Here is an 18,697-nt window from a genome sequence, read left to right as displayed (position 1 = left end):
ATATATTATATAGTAAAGCTAGTGCCCTCTTTGCTGTCTTTCAGTTGGATACCCAGAGAAAGTAACTGATTTCTAATTTGATCTGATAAACTAAAATTCTTATCAGCTCTTGCTTGATTTCGCATTTCTATTAAGAGTTTGACAGTGCCTTCTAATTTGTCATTTTGACTGTTGGATGTTTTTTCGTTTTCCAACCCTAAAACTGAAAAAACAAAGGCATTCATTGTATTAGCAAAATCATTCAAATCCTCCGCTGTTAACGTTTCTTTTCCTTCTTTTAATAAGTTCACATAGCGAACACCTTCAAATAATTGCGCTATTAAAATGGGGGAATTAAAGTCATCATTCATGGCATCATAACAAAGCTGTTTCCACGAAGCAATCGGAATGGTATTTGTGTTACTTGGTATGATTTGTTTCAAGTTATCGATAGCCTCCATTAATCGTTTGTATCCTTTCTCAGCAGCCACAATGGCATCGTCAGAAAAGTCAAGGATACTTCTATAATGGGCTTGTAACATGAAAAAACGAGTTACTGAAGCTGAAAAAGGCTTGCTTAGAATGGTATTGTTACCAGTTAATATTTCTCCAGGTAAGATGTTGTTGCCTGTAGATTTTGCCATTTTTTTGCCGTTCAATGTCAGCATGTTAGCGTGCATCCAATAGTTTACCGGTGTTTGTCCAGTACAGGCTTGATTTTGTGCAATTTCGCACTCGTGATGTGGGAATTTTAAATCCATTCCACCACCGTGAATATCAAAATGATTGCCAAGATACTTGGTGCTCATTGCGGTACATTCTAAGTGCCATCCAGGGAAACCTTCTCCCCAAGGGGATGGCCAACGCATAATCTGTTGTGGTTCGGCTTTTTTCCATAAAGCAAAATCCTGAGGATTTCTCTTGTCTGATTGTCCGTCCAAATCTCTAGTATTAGCTAACATATCTTCAATGTTACGACCACTTAGGATTCCGTAATTATTGCTTTCGTTGAATTTTACCACATCAAAATAAATCGATCCATTGGCTTCGTAGGCTATACCCGAATCAATAATTTTTTTGATAATTTCAATTTGCTCAATGATATGTCCTGTTGCGGTAGGTTCGATACTAGGGGGTAAAAAGTTGAAAGCTTTCAATATTTCATGAAAATCTACCGTATAGCGTTGAACAACCTCCATTGGTTCTAATTGTTCTAAGCGTGCTTTTTTGGCAATTTTATCCTCTCCTTCATCCGCATCGTCAACCATATGGCCCACATCAGTAATATTACGGACATAACGTACCTTATAACCTAGGTGTAATAAGTATCTAAATATAACATCAAATGACATGAAAGTACGCAGATTTCCCAAGTGTACATTGCTGTAAACTGTAGGTCCGCAAACATACATTCCTACATTTCCTTCATGTATTGGAGTGAACGTTTCCTTTTCTCCCGAAAGAGAATTATATATTTTGACGGTTTGAGTACGATATAAAGGCATTGTTTTATTTTTTTGAAGCTTTTTCCTGCTCCCGATACTTCGGGATGTTTCAATCTTTTTATCGTTTAAAAAAAACGATAAAAAGGATTTTTACTTTAATCAGGGTTAGGATTTAGGGAATCAATTAAAATTTAGTTTCTAATTTGATGTAGTCTAAAAATTCTCTTCTCGTTTGCTCTTCTTTAAATTTACCTCCAAATTCAGAAGTTACAGTACTGCTTTCTATGTCTTTAATACCACGTGAGTTTACACACAAGTGTTTGGCATCAATAACGCAAGCGACATCTTCTGTTCCTAGAGCATTTTGAAGTTCTTGAACAATTTGCATTGTTAAGCGTTCTTGTACTTGAGGTCTTTTAGCATAATGTTCTACAAGACGGTTCATTTTAGATAAACCAATTACAGTTCCATTTGAAATATAAGCCACATGCGCTCTTCCAATAATTGGTAGTAAATGGTGTTCACAAGTAGAGTAGAGGGTGATGTTTTTTTCAACTAACATTTCTCCGTACTTGTAATTGTTATCAAAGGTAGAAGCATTTGGTTTTTTCTTTGGATTTAATCCGCCAAAAATTTCTTTAACAAACATCTTTGCTACACGATTTGGTGTGCCTTTGATGCTGTCATCTGTCAAATCCATTCCTAGAGTTTGAAGAATGTTTTCAACATCTTTTTTTATTTTTTCAATCTTTTCGTCGTCAGATAGGTCAAAAGCGTCTTCTCGGACTGGGTTTTGTGCACATGAAGCAATATGATTATCTCCTATTTCGTCATGCATTTCTTCATTTTGTATCATCAAAATCTTCTATTATAAACGAGGTTATTTTTAAGCGAGCAAAGTTAATTAATAAATATTAAAGTATTTAATTCGACAAAAGTTAAATAAAACTTTTTACTATTAAAAAAAACAACGGCAAAACCTTGTAAACTGGTTCTTGCCGTTGTTTTGAAGTTTTTATGGGACTAAATGTTTGCATCAGCAATCATCGGTTTTTTGTATTTTATCGCTTTGTAAACGACTAAAGCTGCTTTTAATATTTGTACAGACCTGATTAAGTCTTCTTTTTTCAAAACATAGGCCATACGTACTTGATTTTTCCCCATTCCAGGCGTAGAATAAAAACCAGCTGCAGGAGCAATCATAACGGTTTCTCCGTCTAGTTCATAGTTTTTTAACAGCCATTTTGCAAAATGTTCTGTATCTTTTACAGGCAATTGTACGATGCAGTAAAATGCTGCTTTAGGCAATGTTACTTCGACTCCTTCAATTTTTAGCAATTCAGAGATCAAAGTATCTCTTCTTATTTTGTACTCTTTGATGGTTTTTGTAAAATAGCTTTTTGGTGTATCAAGTGCTGCTTCACAAGCAATCTGCTCAATTGTTGGTGGACACAGACGTGCTTGTGCAAATTTCATTGCTGTAGCAATTACTTCTTTGTTTTTGGTAACCATACAGCCAATACGAGCGCCACACATACTGTATCTTTTAGATACAGAGTCAATCATAATGACATTTTGCTCTAATCCAACAAGATTCATAACTGAGTAATGAATATCTTCTTTGTCATAAATAAATTCACGGTATACTTCGTCGGCAATAAGGAACAAATCATGTTTTTTTACTAATTCTCCTAATTGTTGAATTTCTTGCTCTGAATATAAATTTCCTGTCGGATTACTTGGGTTGCATATTAAGATCGCTTTTGTTCTAGAAGAAATTAAACTTTCAAATTTTTCAATAGAGGGTAAAGCAAATCCGTTTTCAAAACTTGAGTTAACAGGAACTACGGTTGCACTTGATTCTTCTGAGAAAGCATGGTAGTTTGCGTAGAACGGTTCAGGAATAATGACTTCATCACCTGGGTCCATTATACTTCCCATTGCAAATAGAAGCGCTTCAGAGCCTCCAGTAGTAATCATAATATCTTTGAAATCAACATTTACTCGTTGTTTTCTGTAAAATTGAGCCAGTTTTTTTCTGTAGGTTTTGTTTCCTTCTGATGGACCATATTCAATCACATCCAACTCAATGTTTTTTATGGCTTCAATAGCTTTTTCAGGACTTTTGATGTCGGGTTGACCAATGTTTAAGTGGTAAACTTTTAATCCTTTTCTGTTAGCTATATCAGAAAAAGGAGCAAGTTTACGTATTGGGGATTGAGGCATTTTTCGACCTCTTATTGAAATGTTAGGCATGTGAATAATAATTTACTGCAAATTTGCGATTTTTTTTTTAGAACTTAACTATTGATAGATTCACAATTTGGAAATATCTCGCTAGAAATGCAAGATATTTATTAAATTTATCAAAACTACTATAACATGAGAAAAATATGTTTATTTTTTTTTCTGTTTTGCCTTGCTATCCCTGTTTTAGGACAAGACGATTTTCAATTTATAAAAAAAAAGAATAGACTTTGTTTCTCCTTTAAATTGATTAATAATTTAGTCTTGATTCCAGTAAAGTTAAATGGGGTAGAACTCACTTTTATGTTAGATACTGGTGCTGTATACACCATTGTGTTTAGTGTAGACGAAAATAATGATCTTGAGTATAAGAATACTCAAAGAATTGTTTTAAAAGGATTTGGTAGTGATTATTCAGTTCCGGGTTTGAAATCGACAGCTAATGTTTTAGAGATAAAAGGTATGGTTTCTCGTTCACACCTGCTGTATGTGATACTTGGTGGTGAATTTAATTTTTCAGATCATTTAGGAATTCCTGTAAATGGTATTTTGGGATATACATTCTTTAAAAATAATTTGATAGCAATTAATTATGAAAAAAAAAGAATAACAATTTATCATGATAATGAAAGGAATAGAAAGAAAATCTCGCGAAAATTTACTAAAACACCTCTTGTTATTGAAAAATACAAGCCTTATGTGGAGGGAATGGTGGGGTTAGAGAATGATTTTTTAGCAGTGAAATTACTTGTTGATGTAGGGAATAGTGATTCTATTTGGCTTTTTGAAAATGATACTATAAAAATACCCAATAAAAATTTTGAAGATTATTTAGGGAAAGGTTTTAGTGGTGATGTACACGGAAAGCGAGCTATCATAAATGAGTTTAGACTATTAGATTTTCGATTTAAAAATCCTATAGCTGCATTTCCAGATTCAACTGCTATTCAATATTTAAAATTTATTCCTGGGCGAATGGGTTCTGTTGGGGGAGAAATTTTAAAAAGGTTTACTGTTATTATGGATTATAAAAATAGTAGCATGTACTTAAAACCCAATAAAATGTTTAAAAATCCCTTTTTGTACAACAAAAGTGGCATCGAAATTATTCATGCTGGAATGAAATTAGTAAATGTTGAAGTGAAACAAAAGCCTTTATTTTTAAAAACTACTTCTGTTTTTGATTCTGCCGAAGAGTCCGAACCGATAAATTTTAAATACAAATTTGAATTAAAACCTATTTATAAAGTAGCAAGTGTGCGTTTGAACTCACCAGCTGAAAAAAGTGGAATTCAGAGAGGGGATATTATTATTGCAATCAATAAACACGATGCAGACAATTATACTTATCAAGAATTAATTTCAATTTTAAAATCAGCTAATGAAAAATGGATTTCAATGGAGGTTCTTAGAAATGGAGCCATTCACCAGTTTAGTTTTAAATTAGTCAATATTTTAGATTAAAAAAAAACACTCTGTTTTAGAGTGCTTTAAAGGTTTATTTATCAATGACTTCTCCTTTTATTTTTAAAGGAATTCTTCCGTCTTCATAATTAACAGCATTAGATTCAACTGTAATTGTTTTTCTAATAGGACCAGGAGCTAGATTGTATTTGATTTCAATTTTACCAGATTTGTTAGGAGCTATAGGATCAGAAGGCTTTGAGAGAATAGTACAACTTACAGTAGACTGCACAGAGTAAATAATCAAAGGAGCATTTCCAATATTGGTAAATTCAAATACTCTGATACCGCTGTCTTTGTCTTTAGAAATGGTTCCGTAATCGATAGTATTGTTTTTAGCTTTGAAATCAATTTTAGCTCCATTTTGTGCAAATCCAATACTACAGAATAATACGAATGCGATAAAAGTGGCTATTTTTTTCATTGGGTTTGTTTTTGTTAAAGTAAATATACTTTCTTTTAATTAGGACACAAATTTTTATTTCGCTTTTTATAGTGTGCTTAATTATTTACTTTTGTTGCCGATATAAAATACAAAAATCAGACCAAAAGAAAAGGTTATTTGTTTAATCGGTTATTTGTTTAATCGATTAGATGAATAACCGATTAAACAAATAAATGATAAAATGACAATTCCTGCACAATTTGACGCTAAAACTATTGAGAATAAATGGTACGAGTACTGGATGAAAAATAATTATTTTCATTCTGAACCAGATCATAGAACACCTTATACGATTGTAATTCCACCACCAAATGTGACAGGAGTACTACATATCGGGCATATGCTGAATAATACTATTCAGGATGTTTTGATTCGTCGTGCGCGTTTAAAAGGATTCAATGCTTGTTGGGTTCCTGGAACAGACCACGCTTCTATTGCTACAGAAGCTAAGGTTGTGGCCAAATTAAAAGCGGAGGGAATCAATAAAAATGATTTGTCTCGTGAGGAGTTTTTAAAACACGCTTGGGATTGGACTGAAAAATATGGTGGGACTATTTTGGAACAATTGAAACAATTGGGATGTTCTTGTGACTGGGAACGTACTAAGTTTACGATGGACCCAGATATGTCTGCATCAGTGATCAAATCTTTTGTGGATTTATATAACAAAGGACTGATTTACCGTGGCTACCGAATGGTAAACTGGGATCCAGAGGCAAAAACCACTTTATCTGATGAAGAGGTTATTTTTGAAGAAAGACAAGGAAAGTTATATTTTCTGAAATATAAAATTGAAGGTTCAGAGGATTTTCTAACAGTTGCAACGACACGTCCAGAAACTATTTTTGGAGATACCGCTATCTGTATCAATCCTAATGATGAGCGTTTTACACATTTGAAAGGCAAAAAAGCTATTGTCCCTATTTGCGGTCGTGTGATTCCAATTATCGAAGATGAGTATGTAGATATCGAGTTTGGAACAGGATGTCTGAAAGTGACTCCTGCCCACGATATGAATGATAAAACTTTGGGAGAAAAGCACAATCTTGAAATCGTTGATATCTTCAATGAAGATGCGACTTTGAATAGTTTTGGTTTGCATTACCAAGGACAAGATCGTTTTACAGTACGTGAAGCTATTGCCAAAGAATTGGAGGAAAAAGGGGATTTAGCCAAAACAGAAATCCACTTGAATAAAGTAGGAACTTCTGAAAGAACCAAAGCGGTTATCGAACCTAGATTATCAGATCAATGGTTTCTAAAGATGGAGGATTTGGTAAAACCTGCTATCAAGTCGGTTTTAGAGGATGGTGACATCAAATTGCACCCAAAACGCTTCGAAAACACCTATGCGCATTGGTTAAATAACATACGCGACTGGAATATTTCTCGTCAATTGTGGTGGGGTCAACAAATTCCAGCTTTTTATTACGGTGATGGAAAAGAAGATTTTGTTGTAGCTGAGAATATCGAAGAGGCGTTAAAATTAGCGCAAGAAAGAACTTCTAACCCTGCACTTCTAATTTCTGACTTACGACAAGATGTAGATGCACTAGATACTTGGTTCTCTTCTTGGTTGTGGCCAATGTCAGTTTTTGGTGGAATTATGGATCCTGAGAGTGAGGATTTTAAATATTATTATCCAACCAATGATTTGGTAACTGGTCCTGATATTTTGTTTTTCTGGGTAGCGCGTATGATTATAGCAGGTTACGAATATACTGGTGCAAAACCGTTTACCAATGTTTATTTAACAGGATTGGTACGTGACAAACAAAGACGTAAAATGTCTAAATCATTAGGGAATTCACCTGAGCCATTAGAATTAATTGAGAAGTTTGGTGCCGATGGTGTTCGTGTGGGATTGCTTTTGAGTGCTTCTGCAGGAAACGATATCATGTTTGATGAAGAATTATGCAACCAAGGAAAAGGATTTTCGAATAAAATTTGGAATGCCTTCAAATTAATTAAAGGTTGGGAAGTTTCTAATGCAATTGAACAACCAGAATCTTCTAAAGTAGCTATCGAATGGTACGAAGCGAAGTTCCAACAAGTATTAGCTGAAATTGAAGATAATTTTGATAAATATAGAATTTCTGAAGCTTTGATGGGAATCTACAAACTCGTTTGGGATGATTTCTGTTCTTGGTTCTTAGAAATGATTAAACCAGGATACCAACAACCAATTGACAGTGTAACTTTTGTGAAAGCGATAGAAATGCTCGAAAATAATTTGAAGTTGTTACACCCATTCATGCCATTCTTGACCGAAGAAATTTGGCAATTAATTACGGAAAGAACTCCAGAAGAAGCTTTGATTGTATCAACTTGGCCTGTGGCTAAAACAGCAAATGCGACTTTGGTTTCTGATTTTGATATTACGATGGAAGTCATTTCTGGAATCAGAACCATTCGTAAAGACAAAAACATTCCTTTTAAAGATGCTATTGAGTTGAAAGGAATTAACAATGATGGTATTTCTACTTATTTTGATACCGTAATTACTAAATTAGGGAACATTTCTTCTTTTGAGTATGTGACCGAAAAAGTAGATGGCGCCTTGTCATACCGTGTGAACTCTAACGAATATTTCATTCCAATCACAGGAAACATCAACGTTGCCGAAGAAATTGAAAAATTGACAGCAGAGTTGAATTATACCAAAGGATTTCTGAAATCAGTTCAAGGAAAATTGTCTAATGAGAAATTCGTAGCAGGAGCACCTGAAAAAGTAATTGCTAATGAACGTCAAAAAGAAGCCGATGCTTTGGCAAAAATCACGACTATCGAGCAAAGTTTGGCAGGATTGAATTAAAAATCAAAATTGATTTGCAAAATAAAAATCCCATTTGTTTTTAGGAACAAATGGGATTTTTTTGAAATTACAAATGAGCTTTTATTTTTGAAATAACCGCTTCGTATTCAATATCTGATAAATAGATTTTTTGTGGATTCATTTCAAAAACACTTCCAAAACCATATCCATCTTTGTATTTGGGAACAATATGCATGTGTAAATGAGATAAGGTATCGCTATAGGCGCCATAATTAATTTTAGAAGGAGCAAAGGCTTTGTTAATTGCGTTTCCTACTTTGGCAATGTCTCCCATATAGGCGGAGCGTTGTTCCTCATTCAAGTCAAATAATTCTAGTCCGTGTTGGTTGTAAACTAGATTACAACGTCCAGAATAAGATTGTTCTTTGAATAAAAAAAGTTGCGATACATCAAGATCAGTAATTTTAATCATTAATTGATGTAAGTTGTCATTGTTTTGACAATAAAGACATGCTGAAGCGGGACTCGACATAGTAGGTACTTTTAAAAATAACTGTAATTTGTTTTTTTGAATTGTGTAAATGTAATTTTTATTTTTAAAAGCAAAAGCTTTTCCTAATTTTCACTTAGGAAAAGCTTTTAAAGGAGACAGTATCCAATAAATATTTGAATATTTTAAAACATATATTTTAATGAAGTCAATATTTGACGCGGTGCAATTGGGTTTAGACTATAGTTTTCATGAACGGTATAGTTCAATTCGTTAGTAATGTTTGATAATTTGCATAAGATTGAGACTTTTTTCCAAGTATAACCAGCTGATATGTCAACTGTAGTATATCCGTGAATGGGAACTTCTCGGTCTTCAATAATCAAGTTATTAGCATTATTTGGATCTACAACATAGCGGTTGTTCCAACCAGCAATTCGGTTTCCAATATGATTTCCAATGGCACCAATTGATATTCCTTTTAATTTTCCTGATTGTACGGTATAAAAGAAACTTAAATTTGCTGTATTTGCTGGAGTTCTCGCAACACGATCCCCTTTTACTGAATTCCCAATAGCTATGGGTGTGTTCACAAATCGCATGTCATTGTAGCTGTATCCAGCATTGATATTAAATCCTTCTAGTGGTTTAGCAGTAACATCAAATTCAACACCTTTACTTTTAGTTTCTCCACTCATTATTTTTAAATTTGAGTTGTTGTTTGGAGTTACACCATCAGCTTCAAATGGTGCTGTTTGAACCAAATTGTTGTTAGATATTTGATATATAGTAACATTTGTGCTCAGTATTCCTCTCCAAAAATCAGTTTTAACCCCTGCTTCGTATTGATCTATGATGGAAGGGTCAAGAGGTTGATTGTTATAGGTGTTACCATTATTAGGTGTAAAAGAATTAGAATAACTAGCAAATAGGGAAATGTCTTTAGTAGGTTGTAAGACCAATCCAACTTTTGGAGAAAAAGCATGGTCTAAACGCTTTGCACCTTCGTCAAAGGTGAGAGGGTTTTTAGTCAAATCACGTGTGTCTGCCTGTGATTCTTGCCATGACCAACGTAATCCAGCTAAAATTTTAACTTGATCTGTTACTGAAATCAAATCTTGAGCATAAGCTCCAAAACGTTTTGCATTTGTGTATACAATTTTGGTAGTATTAGCATTTGGAATGTCATTTCTTTGTGTTGTAGGATCAAAAGTAAAAAGATTTATAGAATCATAAAGATTAGCTACATGTTTACCATTTACCATTACTGATTTTTCGTTAAATGCGAAAGTGTATGCAGTTGTTAAAGAATTTTCAAAATCAACGCCAGTAAATATTTGATGCTTGATACTTCCTGTACTGAAACAGCCTTGTAAACTCAATTGGTTACCAAATATTTGTTCTGAATTATCATTTTGTGTCAACGAACGGTTCCAGTCTCCAGGGACAGCGTAAGTGTCTAAACCAGAAAGTTGAGCAGTTGATTTTTGGGTTCTATTGTAATTTTGAAACGAAGTATTGAAATTTAATTTCCAATTTTTATTAAAACCGTGATTCAATAAAGCCGATACACTAGCAGATTTAGTATTACCAGTTGACCATAGGGCTCCAAAATATTTATTTCGAGAGATATCTAAAATTTCTTTACCAATAATTCCAGTACCAAAATCAGGGGTCCAATCTGCATCTAAATAATCTCCTTGAAGAGTAAAATGTGTTTTATCAGTTATTTTAAATAAGAACGAGGGATTGAAATAAATTCGTTCATTTTTAACCACATCTCTAAAGCTTTCTGAGTTTTCATACGAACCAATGAAACGGTAAGCAATTGATTTGTTTAATGGACCATAAAAATCAACTGTGGGTTTGTAATATGAGTAGCTACCAGCTTGTATCGAAATCTCTCCGCCTTGAGTGAATTGGGGTGTTTTTGTAACTAAATTTAAGATTCCTCCAGGTGCCACATTACCATACAATAATGCCGAACCACCTTTTAAAAATTCGACTCTTTCTAATGAAGAAACCTCGGGTATAGATCCAGCGTTATAACGAAATCCATTTTTTAGCATATTATTGGGTCCCATATCATAACCTCTAGACCAGAAGGATTCTTGAGCTCCACCACGTGCTGAACCTACATAAACACCATTAGTGTTTTTAATAACTTCGCTTAAACGAATGGCTTGTTGTTGAGTTATAATTTCTGAATCAATTATCTGAATGCTTTGTGGGATGTCCATTGGTTGCAATCCAGAGCGTAATACCGTGACTGGTTTTGGTTGCTTGTTTGCTGTAATAGTCACTTCTCTAAGGATTTCTCCTTTTTTGTTTTTAATAGTATCATGCACAAAATTGTATTTGGCTTCTAATGTAGTTTGGGAGTAAAGGGTTGATACTTCTTGAGCTTGTAAACTTACTCCCATTAAGGTTGTCATCAATAACACGATATTTTTCATAATTTTATTTAGATTTAATTAAAATAACAAGGCAAATGTAGTTCCTAAAAAAGTTTTTCACAAAGTTTATTTAGAATAAATAAAAATAAAATACGTGATTTTTTCTAACTTATTGTTTAGTAGGTTTTTTGGGATTAGCTTAACAATTGAATTGTAGAGACGAATCAAGAATTTTTGTGGGATTTAGATTTTACATATAAAAATTGAAGTGTTGTTTTTGACTTTAAATTCATATAAAAATCTATTTAACAATATTTAACAGTAGTAGATTTGATAGCTATCTAAGAAAGTGTAATTTCGCAATCATGAAAAAGAAGTTGAATTATCGATTTTTTCTGTATTTAATTGTAATCATTTTTAGCGGTTACAGTTCATTATTTGCCACTAATTTTATAAGCAATTCATATTCTTTTTCTATTGAAAAAGCAAATGAAAAGGGGAATGTTGGTAATGAGAACGTACTCATTACATGTTTGACTTCTTTTCATATTGAACAACCTTTTACAAAAAATATTGATTTTAAACTTCGAGCTACTGATAACGAAGTTGAAGAAGATGAACAATTTTCATCCAAGAAAGAATTACTTTCCAAAAGTTATTTTGCTTCTTTTTACCAAATTCTAAGAGGTATAAACATACCAATTACGGTCAAGAAAAAAGCATCCTACAAAACGATTTTTAATAACCTGATTTCTTATAAAAGATATGTCTTTTTTCAGGTTTTCCGCATTTGATTGTAAATTTCTTATAGGCAATTTGCAATTGCCAAGCACTTTTTGTTTTATCTAAAACCGTTTCCTTGTAGTCTCAATTACAGGGCATGCTTAGTGCTTATTCTATTTTAAATATTTCACAAAAAAACATTTACTTTAATAAGATCCCTTATTATGAAGAAATTATCTATGCTCTTAAGCCTGTGTGCTTTAATGGGGCTTGCTAGTTGCAATAACAAAAAAGAAGAAAAGAAAGAAGAAACGAAATTCTTAGTAACTAATCCAGTTCAAAAAGATACAGCCATTACAAAAGAATATGTTTGTCAAATAAGCTCCATTCGTCATATTGAATTGAGAGCCTTGGAAAAAGGGTACTTACAACAAATTTATGTTGATGAAGGTCAGGCTGTTAAAAAAGGACAGTTGCTATTCAAAATTATGCCAAATATCTATCAAGCAGAATTTGCAAAATCAAAAGCGGAAGCCAATTTTGCTGAAATCGAATATCAAAACACCAAAAAACTTGCCGACGGAAATGTGGTTTCCAAAAATGAATTAGCTATGGCTAAAGCCAAATTAGATAAGGCCAAAGCCGAAATGTCATTGAATCAAGTACATCTAAACTTTACAGAGATAAGAGCGCCGTTTGATGGGATTATTGACCGTTTTCATGTTCGTTTAGGAAGTTTAGTTGATGAAGGTGATTTACTTACAGAACTTTCAGATAACAGTTCAATGTGGGTGTATTACAATGTTCCTGAGGCAGAATACCTTGATTATGCTACCAAAGCACATAATGATGGTAAGACCAAAGTGAATTTATTAATGGCAAATAATGAGTTATTTGATTATTCAGGAGTTGTTGAAACGATTGAAGCTAATTTTAATAATGAAACAGGAAATATCCCTTTTAGAGCCACTTTTCCAAATCCCAAACGATTGTTAAGACATGGAGAAACGGGTAATATCGAAATGAGTTTACCGTACAAAAATGCTATGTTGATTCCTCAAAAAGCCACTTTTGAAGTTTTGGACAAAAAATATGTGTATGTTTTAGACAAGAACAATGTAATCAAATCAAGAGAGATTATCATCGCTGCCGAATTGCCTCACCTTTTCATCATCAAAGAAGGTTTGACGTTGAATGATAAAGTACTTCTAGAAGGGATTCGATTAGTAAAAGAAAACGAAAAAATCGAGTATAAATTAGAGAAACCAGAATCTGTTTTGGCGCATTTAGAATTGTATGCTGAATAATCAAATCATTTAAAAAGATAAAAACATGTTTAGTAAATTTATACAAAGACCCGTTTTTGCGATAGTGATTTCGATTGTTATTGTTTTTATGGGACTGTTGGCAATTTTAAAATTGCCCACCTCACAATTTCCTGATATTGCCCCTACAACCGTAAATATATTTATTGCTTATCCTGGCGCAAGTGCAGATGTATTGGTGAAATCTACATTAATTACCTTAGAAAATGCCATTAATGGTGTTCAAGATATGAGGTATATGGCAACCGATGCGACTAGTGCAGGAGAAGCTACTTTGAGAATCATTTTTGAACCTGGTACCGACCCCAATCAGGCGGTGATTAGAGTAAAGACAAGAGTCGATCAAGTAATGCCATTATTGCCTGAATTAGTACAAAGAGAAGGAGTTGTGATTACACCTATCCAACCGAGTATGTTGATGTATGTCAACCTTTATGCAACGGGTAAAAATATGGATGAAAAATTCCTTTACAACTATGCCAACGTGAAAATGCTTCCTGAAATCAACAGGATCAAAGGTGTTGCAAGGTCACAAATCTTAGGAAGTAGAACTTATGCGATGCGTATTTGGTTGAATCCTGACCGTATGAGAGCCTATAATGTTTCTACTGACGAAGTGATGAAAGCATTGGGAGAACAAAGTATTGTAGGTCGTCCAGGGCGTATTGGACAAAGTTCAGGAATTCAAGCACAATCTTTAGAATATGTATTGACCTATAAAGGACGATTTAGTGAACCAAAAGAATATGATAATGTAATCATTCGTGCCAATCCTAATGGTGAAAGTATTCGCTTAAAAGACATAGGTAGAGCCGAACTAGGGAGTGAATTTTTCGATATTTATTCCAATTTAGACGGACATCCATCTGCTTCTATTGTATTGAAACAAAATTATGGAAGTAATGCTAATGAGGTAATTGAGCAAGTAAAAGAGAAATTGGAAGAAATGAAAGAAACCTTTCCTCCAGGCTTGGATTACAAAATCAGTTATGATGTATCGAAATTCTTAGACGCTTCCATAGAACAAGTAATTGACACTTTGAGAGATGCCTTTATTTTGGTTGCCTTAGTTGTGTTTATATTTTTAGGAGATTGGCGTTCGACTTTGATTCCGATTTTGGCAGTTCCTGTTTCGCTTATCGGAGCCTTCTTTGTCATTCAATTTTTTGGAATTACCATCAACTTAGTGACCTTGTTTGCCTTAGTATTGGCTATTGGTATTGTGGTCGATGATGCCATTGTCGTCGTCGAGGCTGTTCACGCCAAGTTTGAAGAATTCCCGCATATTACACCTTATTTGGCAGTTAAGAAAGTTTTGGGTGAAATTAGTGGTGCAATTATCGCCATCACGGCTGTAATGGTTTCGGTGTTTGTACCTATTTCATTTATGTCTGGTCCAGTTGGAACATTTTACAGACAGTTTTCGATTACAATGGCGAGTTCGATTGTAATTTCGGCGGTTATTGCTTTGACATTGACACCAGTTTTGTGTGCGATGTTACTAAAAAATAATCATGGAAAAGAAACGAAAAAAAATCTGTTAACTAAGAGTTTAGATAGCTTCAACCGTGTATTTGATAAGTTGACAGGAAAATATGTGAAGCTTCTCAAATCGATTGTAAGCAGGCGTGTGTTGACTTTTGCTATTTTGATTGCTTTTTGTATTGGTACCTTTTTTGTTAATCAAATTCTTCCTTCAGGATTTATTCCAAGTGAAGACCAAGGAACTATATATGCGATTATCCAAACACCTCCAGGATCCACTTTAGAAACGACCAATCAGGTATCACAAAGACTTCAAAAAGTGTGTGAAGAGGTAGATGGAGTAGAGTCGGTTTCTTCGCTTGCAGGATACGAAATCATGACAGAGGGTAGGGGTTCTAATGCAGGAACCTGTTTGATTAACTTAAAACCATGGTCGGATAGAAAACATAAAGTGACCGAAATCATGGAAGAGTTAGAAGAAAAATCAAGAGACCTTGGAGCAAAAATTGAGTTTTTTGAACCGCCAGCAATTCCTGGTTTTGGTTCGTCAGGAGGTTTTTCGATGCGTTTGTTAGATAAAAACACTACGGTTGATTATAAAGACTTTGACAAGATTAACAAAGATTTCATGGAAAATTTGAGCAAACGCAAAGAACTTACAGGCTTGTTTACCTTTTTTGCAGCGAATTATCCACAGTATGAGTTGGAAGTTGATAATGAACTAGCTATGCAAAAAGGAGTTTCTATTGGTAAAGCCATGGAAAATCTGGACATCTTAATTGGTAGTACATATGAACAGGGTTTCATCAAATTTGAACGTTTCTTTAAGGTTTACGTACAATCTGATCCTAAATTCAGACGATTACCATCTGATATCTTAAATCTGTACATTAAGAATGACCGTGACGAAATGGTTCCATATTCCGCTTTTATGAAGTTGGTCAAAACCCAAGGGCCTAATGAAATCACACGTTATAACATGTACAATTCGGCAGCCATTCAAGGACTTCCAGCCAAAGGTTATACCACAGCTGACGCTATTGAGGCAGTCAAAGAAGTAGCAGCAGAAACCTTACCTAAAAATTATGATATTGCATGGGAAGGATTGTCTTATGACGAAGCCAGTAGAGGAAACGAATCGCTTTACATTTTTATGATTGTATTAGCCTTTGTCTACTTTGTTTTAGCAGCACAATATGAAAGTTTCATCATTCCATTAGCCGTGGTTTTATCATTGCCAGTAGGGATTTTTGGTTCTTTTCTTTTGTTACAAATAATGGGACTTCAAAATGATATTTATGCTCAAATTGGTCTCATTATGCTCGTTGGACTACTCGGTAAAAATGCAGTTTTGATTGTAGAATTTGCTGTCCAGAAGCATCATGAAGGGATGACGATTTTAGAAGCAGCCATTGAAGGTGCCAAAGTGCGTTTCCGTCCTATTTTGATGACTTCGTTTGCCTTTATCGCTGGATTGATTCCGTTGATGCTTGCGACAGGAGCGGGTGCTATTGGTAATAGGACATTGGGGTCAGCCGCTTTAGGAGGAATGCTTTTTGGAACTATTTTCGGAGTAATAATTGTTCCGGGACTCTATTATATTTTTGGCTCATTAGCTGATGGTAGAAAATTAATTAAAGGAGAAGAGGATGAGTCATTGACAGAAGGATTTGTACACTATATTGATGATTTCTCAACAACTGAAGAAAACGATAAAAATGAATAAATTAAATAAACTAAAATACGCAGGTTTAACCTGCGTATTAATAAGTCTAGCAGGTTGTATGGTTCCTTCTGTGGTTAAAAAAACAGAAAATAAAACGGTTCCAGAGGTATTTTTTAATACTACCAATGATACTTTGAACTCTGCCAAAATTCAGTGGAAAACGTATTTCACAGACACTTATTTGAATGAGTTGGTAGAAAGTGCTTTAAAAAACAATCAAGAGCTCAACATCACGATGCAAGAAATGGTAATTGCTCAAAGCGAAATTAGAGCTAGAAAAGGAGAATATTTACCGTTTGTGGGATTGAATGCTAGTGCAGGAATAGATAAGGTGGGTCGCTATACCAATATTGGAGCTAGTGAAGCAACTACTGAAATCAAACTAGGTATCGAAACTCCCGAACCACTTCAAGATTATAAAATTGGTGCTTTTGCAACTTGGGAAGCTGATATTTGGGGCAAACTGCACAATGCTAAAAAAGCAGCTCTAAGCCGTTATTTAGCTAGTGTTGAAGGCCGTAATTTTGTGCAAACTAATTTAATTGCTGAGATTGCTAATTCCTATTATGAGTTATTGGCTTTGGACAATCAATTGGAAATTGTGAAACAAAATATCGAAATTCAAACCAATGCTTTTAAAATTGTCAAATTGCAAAAAGAATCAGCTCGTGTTACCGAGTTGGCGGTTCGTCGTTTTGAGGCACAAGTTTTAAATACTCGTGGTTTGCAGTTTTCGATCCAACAGCAAATAACTGAAACGGAGAATAAAATCAACTTTTTGGTGGTCGTTTTCCTCAACCCATTAGTAGGGAACACCATTCTTTTGAGAATTTAGTGCCAGCCAAAGTTCATGCGGGTGTTCCTTCTCAATTGTTGGGAAATCGTCCAGATGTCAAACAAGCTGAAATGGAATTAGCAGCTGCTAATTTGGATGTAAAAGTAGCCAAGGCTCGTTTTTATCCTTCTTTAGGAATTTCAGCAGGAATAGGTTTTCAGGCTTTCAATGCGAAGTATTTATTAGAAACTCCTGAGTCGTTATTGTATTCTTTTGCTGGTGATTTAGTAGCGCCTTTAATTAATCGAAATGCGATCAAAGCGACTTATATAAGTGCCAATGCAAAACAAATTCAAGCCGTTTACAATTATGAAAGAACACTAGTAAATGCTTATGTTGAGGTAGCAAATCAATTGTCCAAAATCAAAAATATGGAACAAAGTTTTGATTTAAAATCGCAAGAAGTTCAAGCTTTAAACCAATCGGTTGGGATTTCTAATGAATTATTTAAATCGGCCCGTGCTGATTATATGGAAGTATTGTTGACTCAACGAGAAGCATTAGAATCAAAATTCGAATTAATCGAAACTAAAAAACAACAAATGAATGCTTTTGTTGACATTTATAGAGCTCTTGGAGGCGGGTGGAATTAATGGGTCAAGTTAGCTTATTTAGTTTCATATTTTATTGGTGAGAAAGGGTTGTCTGAAAAGGCAACCTTTTTTGTGTTAGATACGAATTTACTTTTTCTGTTAGTTATTAACTAGAGGCTCCAATTCAACGCACTCTAATATCTGTAGATTACAAGAATTTTTAAAATTAGAAAAATGGTGTAATTCATTTTATATATTCCTAAATTTGTGTCAATTCGTGTAAACGTGACAAAATAATAAGACAATTAGGGAACTTTAGTTCAGTTAATTTTTCTTGGCTAAAATGTATTTTTCGGTATTTTGTTTTCCTGATTGTACTCCTGAAAGTTCAGTTAGCAGTTGGTTTTCTTTTGGCTTCGAATAACTGATTTTTTGAGGATAATCATTGTTGAGGTTTTCAAAAATTAATTGGTTTTCTAGGGATTCTTTCGATAAAAAAAGAATGGGTTGGTCGTTGTTTTGTCCCTTAATAGTAGTTTTATAAGTAAGGTTTTCTCCCGTTTGTTGGAGTACAATCGTTTCTTTATGGATGGTATCTTTTTCTCTAATAAATAAAGAAGTAGCATTCAATGTACTATCATTGACTTTCGTCCAGTTTTCAACGAGCAAACCTTCTGTCGTTTTTTGTTCCCAATTTCCCAACAACCATTCGGATGAACGAATCAATTCTTTGTCTGATTTTGAATTTTTTTGACAGGAAACACAGGCTACAATAATAGATAAAAGACTAATTCTTGAAATCATAAGACAGGATATTTAATGATTGAT

General features: G+C 34.0%; 12 protein-coding genes and 1 pseudogene. 6 read left to right on the top strand and 7 right to left on the bottom strand.

Going from position 1 to position 18,697, the window contains the following annotated elements; genetic code table 11:
• Window positions 1–5: 5 nt before the first annotated feature.
• The 3 genes from cysS to ACNH59_RS14645 form a co-directional block, all read right to left on the bottom strand.
• Window positions 6–1,484 carry a cysteine--tRNA ligase gene (gene cysS / locus ACNH59_RS14655; RefSeq protein WP_418263265.1) on the bottom strand — a complete coding sequence of 493 codons (1,479 nt, stop codon included), beginning with the start codon at window positions 1,482–1,484 and terminating at the stop codon, window positions 6–8.
• Between the two features lie 124 nt (window positions 1,485–1,608).
• Window positions 1,609–2,280: a GTP cyclohydrolase I FolE gene (folE, locus tag ACNH59_RS14650; RefSeq protein WP_418263264.1), complete on the bottom strand. Its 672-nt coding sequence runs from the start codon at window positions 2,278–2,280 to the stop codon at window positions 1,609–1,611.
• 167 nt (window positions 2,281–2,447) lie between these two features.
• A complete protein-coding gene (locus tag ACNH59_RS14645; protein ID WP_418263263.1) occupies window positions 2,448–3,680 on the bottom strand; it encodes a pyridoxal phosphate-dependent aminotransferase in 1,233 nt (410 codons plus the stop codon).
• Window positions 3,681–3,917: 237 nt separating this feature from the next.
• Here ACNH59_RS14645 and ACNH59_RS14640 point away from each other — a divergent pair, with 237 nt between their 5' ends.
• Complete coding sequence (locus ACNH59_RS14640) at window positions 3,918–5,135, top strand: PDZ domain-containing protein (protein ID WP_418263262.1); 1,218 nt, start codon at window positions 3,918–3,920, stop codon at window positions 5,133–5,135.
• A 34-nt stretch (window positions 5,136–5,169) separates the two neighbouring features.
• On the opposite strand, the gene ACNH59_RS14635 is transcribed toward ACNH59_RS14640, so the two are convergent.
• Window positions 5,170–5,559, bottom strand: a complete 390-nt coding sequence (locus ACNH59_RS14635) for a DUF1573 domain-containing protein (protein ID WP_418263261.1) — start codon at window positions 5,557–5,559, stop codon at window positions 5,170–5,172.
• Window positions 5,560–5,761: 202 nt separating this feature from the next.
• Here ACNH59_RS14635 and ACNH59_RS14630 point away from each other — a divergent pair, with 202 nt between their 5' ends.
• Window positions 5,762–8,395, top strand: a complete 2,634-nt coding sequence (locus ACNH59_RS14630) for a valine--tRNA ligase (RefSeq protein ID WP_418263260.1) — start codon at window positions 5,762–5,764, stop codon at window positions 8,393–8,395.
• 67 nt (window positions 8,396–8,462) lie between these two features.
• Here ACNH59_RS14630 and ACNH59_RS14625 read toward each other — a convergent pair whose 3' ends face one another.
• Window positions 8,463–8,888 carry an HIT family protein gene (locus tag ACNH59_RS14625; protein ID WP_418263259.1) on the bottom strand — a complete coding sequence of 142 codons (426 nt, stop codon included), beginning with the start codon at window positions 8,886–8,888 and terminating at the stop codon, window positions 8,463–8,465.
• A gap of 143 nt (window positions 8,889–9,031) precedes the next feature.
• Complete coding sequence (locus tag ACNH59_RS14620) at window positions 9,032–11,302, bottom strand: TonB-dependent siderophore receptor (RefSeq protein WP_418263258.1); 2,271 nt, start codon at window positions 11,300–11,302, stop codon at window positions 9,032–9,034.
• Window positions 11,303–11,607: 305 nt separating this feature from the next.
• Between ACNH59_RS14620 and ACNH59_RS14615 the strand changes: the two genes are divergently transcribed.
• From ACNH59_RS14615 to ACNH59_RS14600, 4 genes and pseudogenes are all read left to right on the top strand, one after another.
• Complete coding sequence (locus tag ACNH59_RS14615) at window positions 11,608–12,036, top strand: hypothetical protein (protein ID WP_418263257.1); 429 nt, start codon at window positions 11,608–11,610, stop codon at window positions 12,034–12,036.
• Window positions 12,037–12,189: 153 nt separating this feature from the next.
• Window positions 12,190–13,272: an efflux RND transporter periplasmic adaptor subunit gene (locus ACNH59_RS14610; RefSeq protein ID WP_418263256.1), complete on the top strand. Its 1,083-nt coding sequence runs from the start codon at window positions 12,190–12,192 to the stop codon at window positions 13,270–13,272.
• 25 nt (window positions 13,273–13,297) lie between these two features.
• On the top strand, window positions 13,298–16,501 hold the full coding sequence (locus ACNH59_RS14605; protein ID WP_418263255.1) for an efflux RND transporter permease subunit: 3,204 nt from the start codon (window positions 13,298–13,300) through the stop codon (window positions 16,499–16,501).
• Window positions 16,494–17,929 (top strand): annotated as a pseudogene (locus ACNH59_RS14600) (TolC family protein). Before ACNH59_RS14605 ends, ACNH59_RS14600 begins: the two are co-directional and overlap by 8 nt.
• 264 nt (window positions 17,930–18,193) lie before the next feature.
• Here ACNH59_RS14600 and ACNH59_RS14595 read toward each other — a convergent pair.
• On the bottom strand, window positions 18,194–18,673 hold the full coding sequence (locus tag ACNH59_RS14595) for a DUF6265 family protein (RefSeq protein ID WP_418263254.1): 480 nt from the start codon (window positions 18,671–18,673) through the stop codon (window positions 18,194–18,196).
• Between the last annotated feature and the right edge of the window lie 24 nt (window positions 18,674–18,697).

This window comes from Flavobacterium faecale, assembly GCF_048320115.1.
Lineage (GTDB): Bacteria > Bacteroidota > Bacteroidia > Flavobacteriales > Flavobacteriaceae > Flavobacterium > Flavobacterium faecale_A.
Note: the sequence above shows the minus strand (reverse complement) of the source record. Positions and strands in the feature narration are given on the sequence as shown.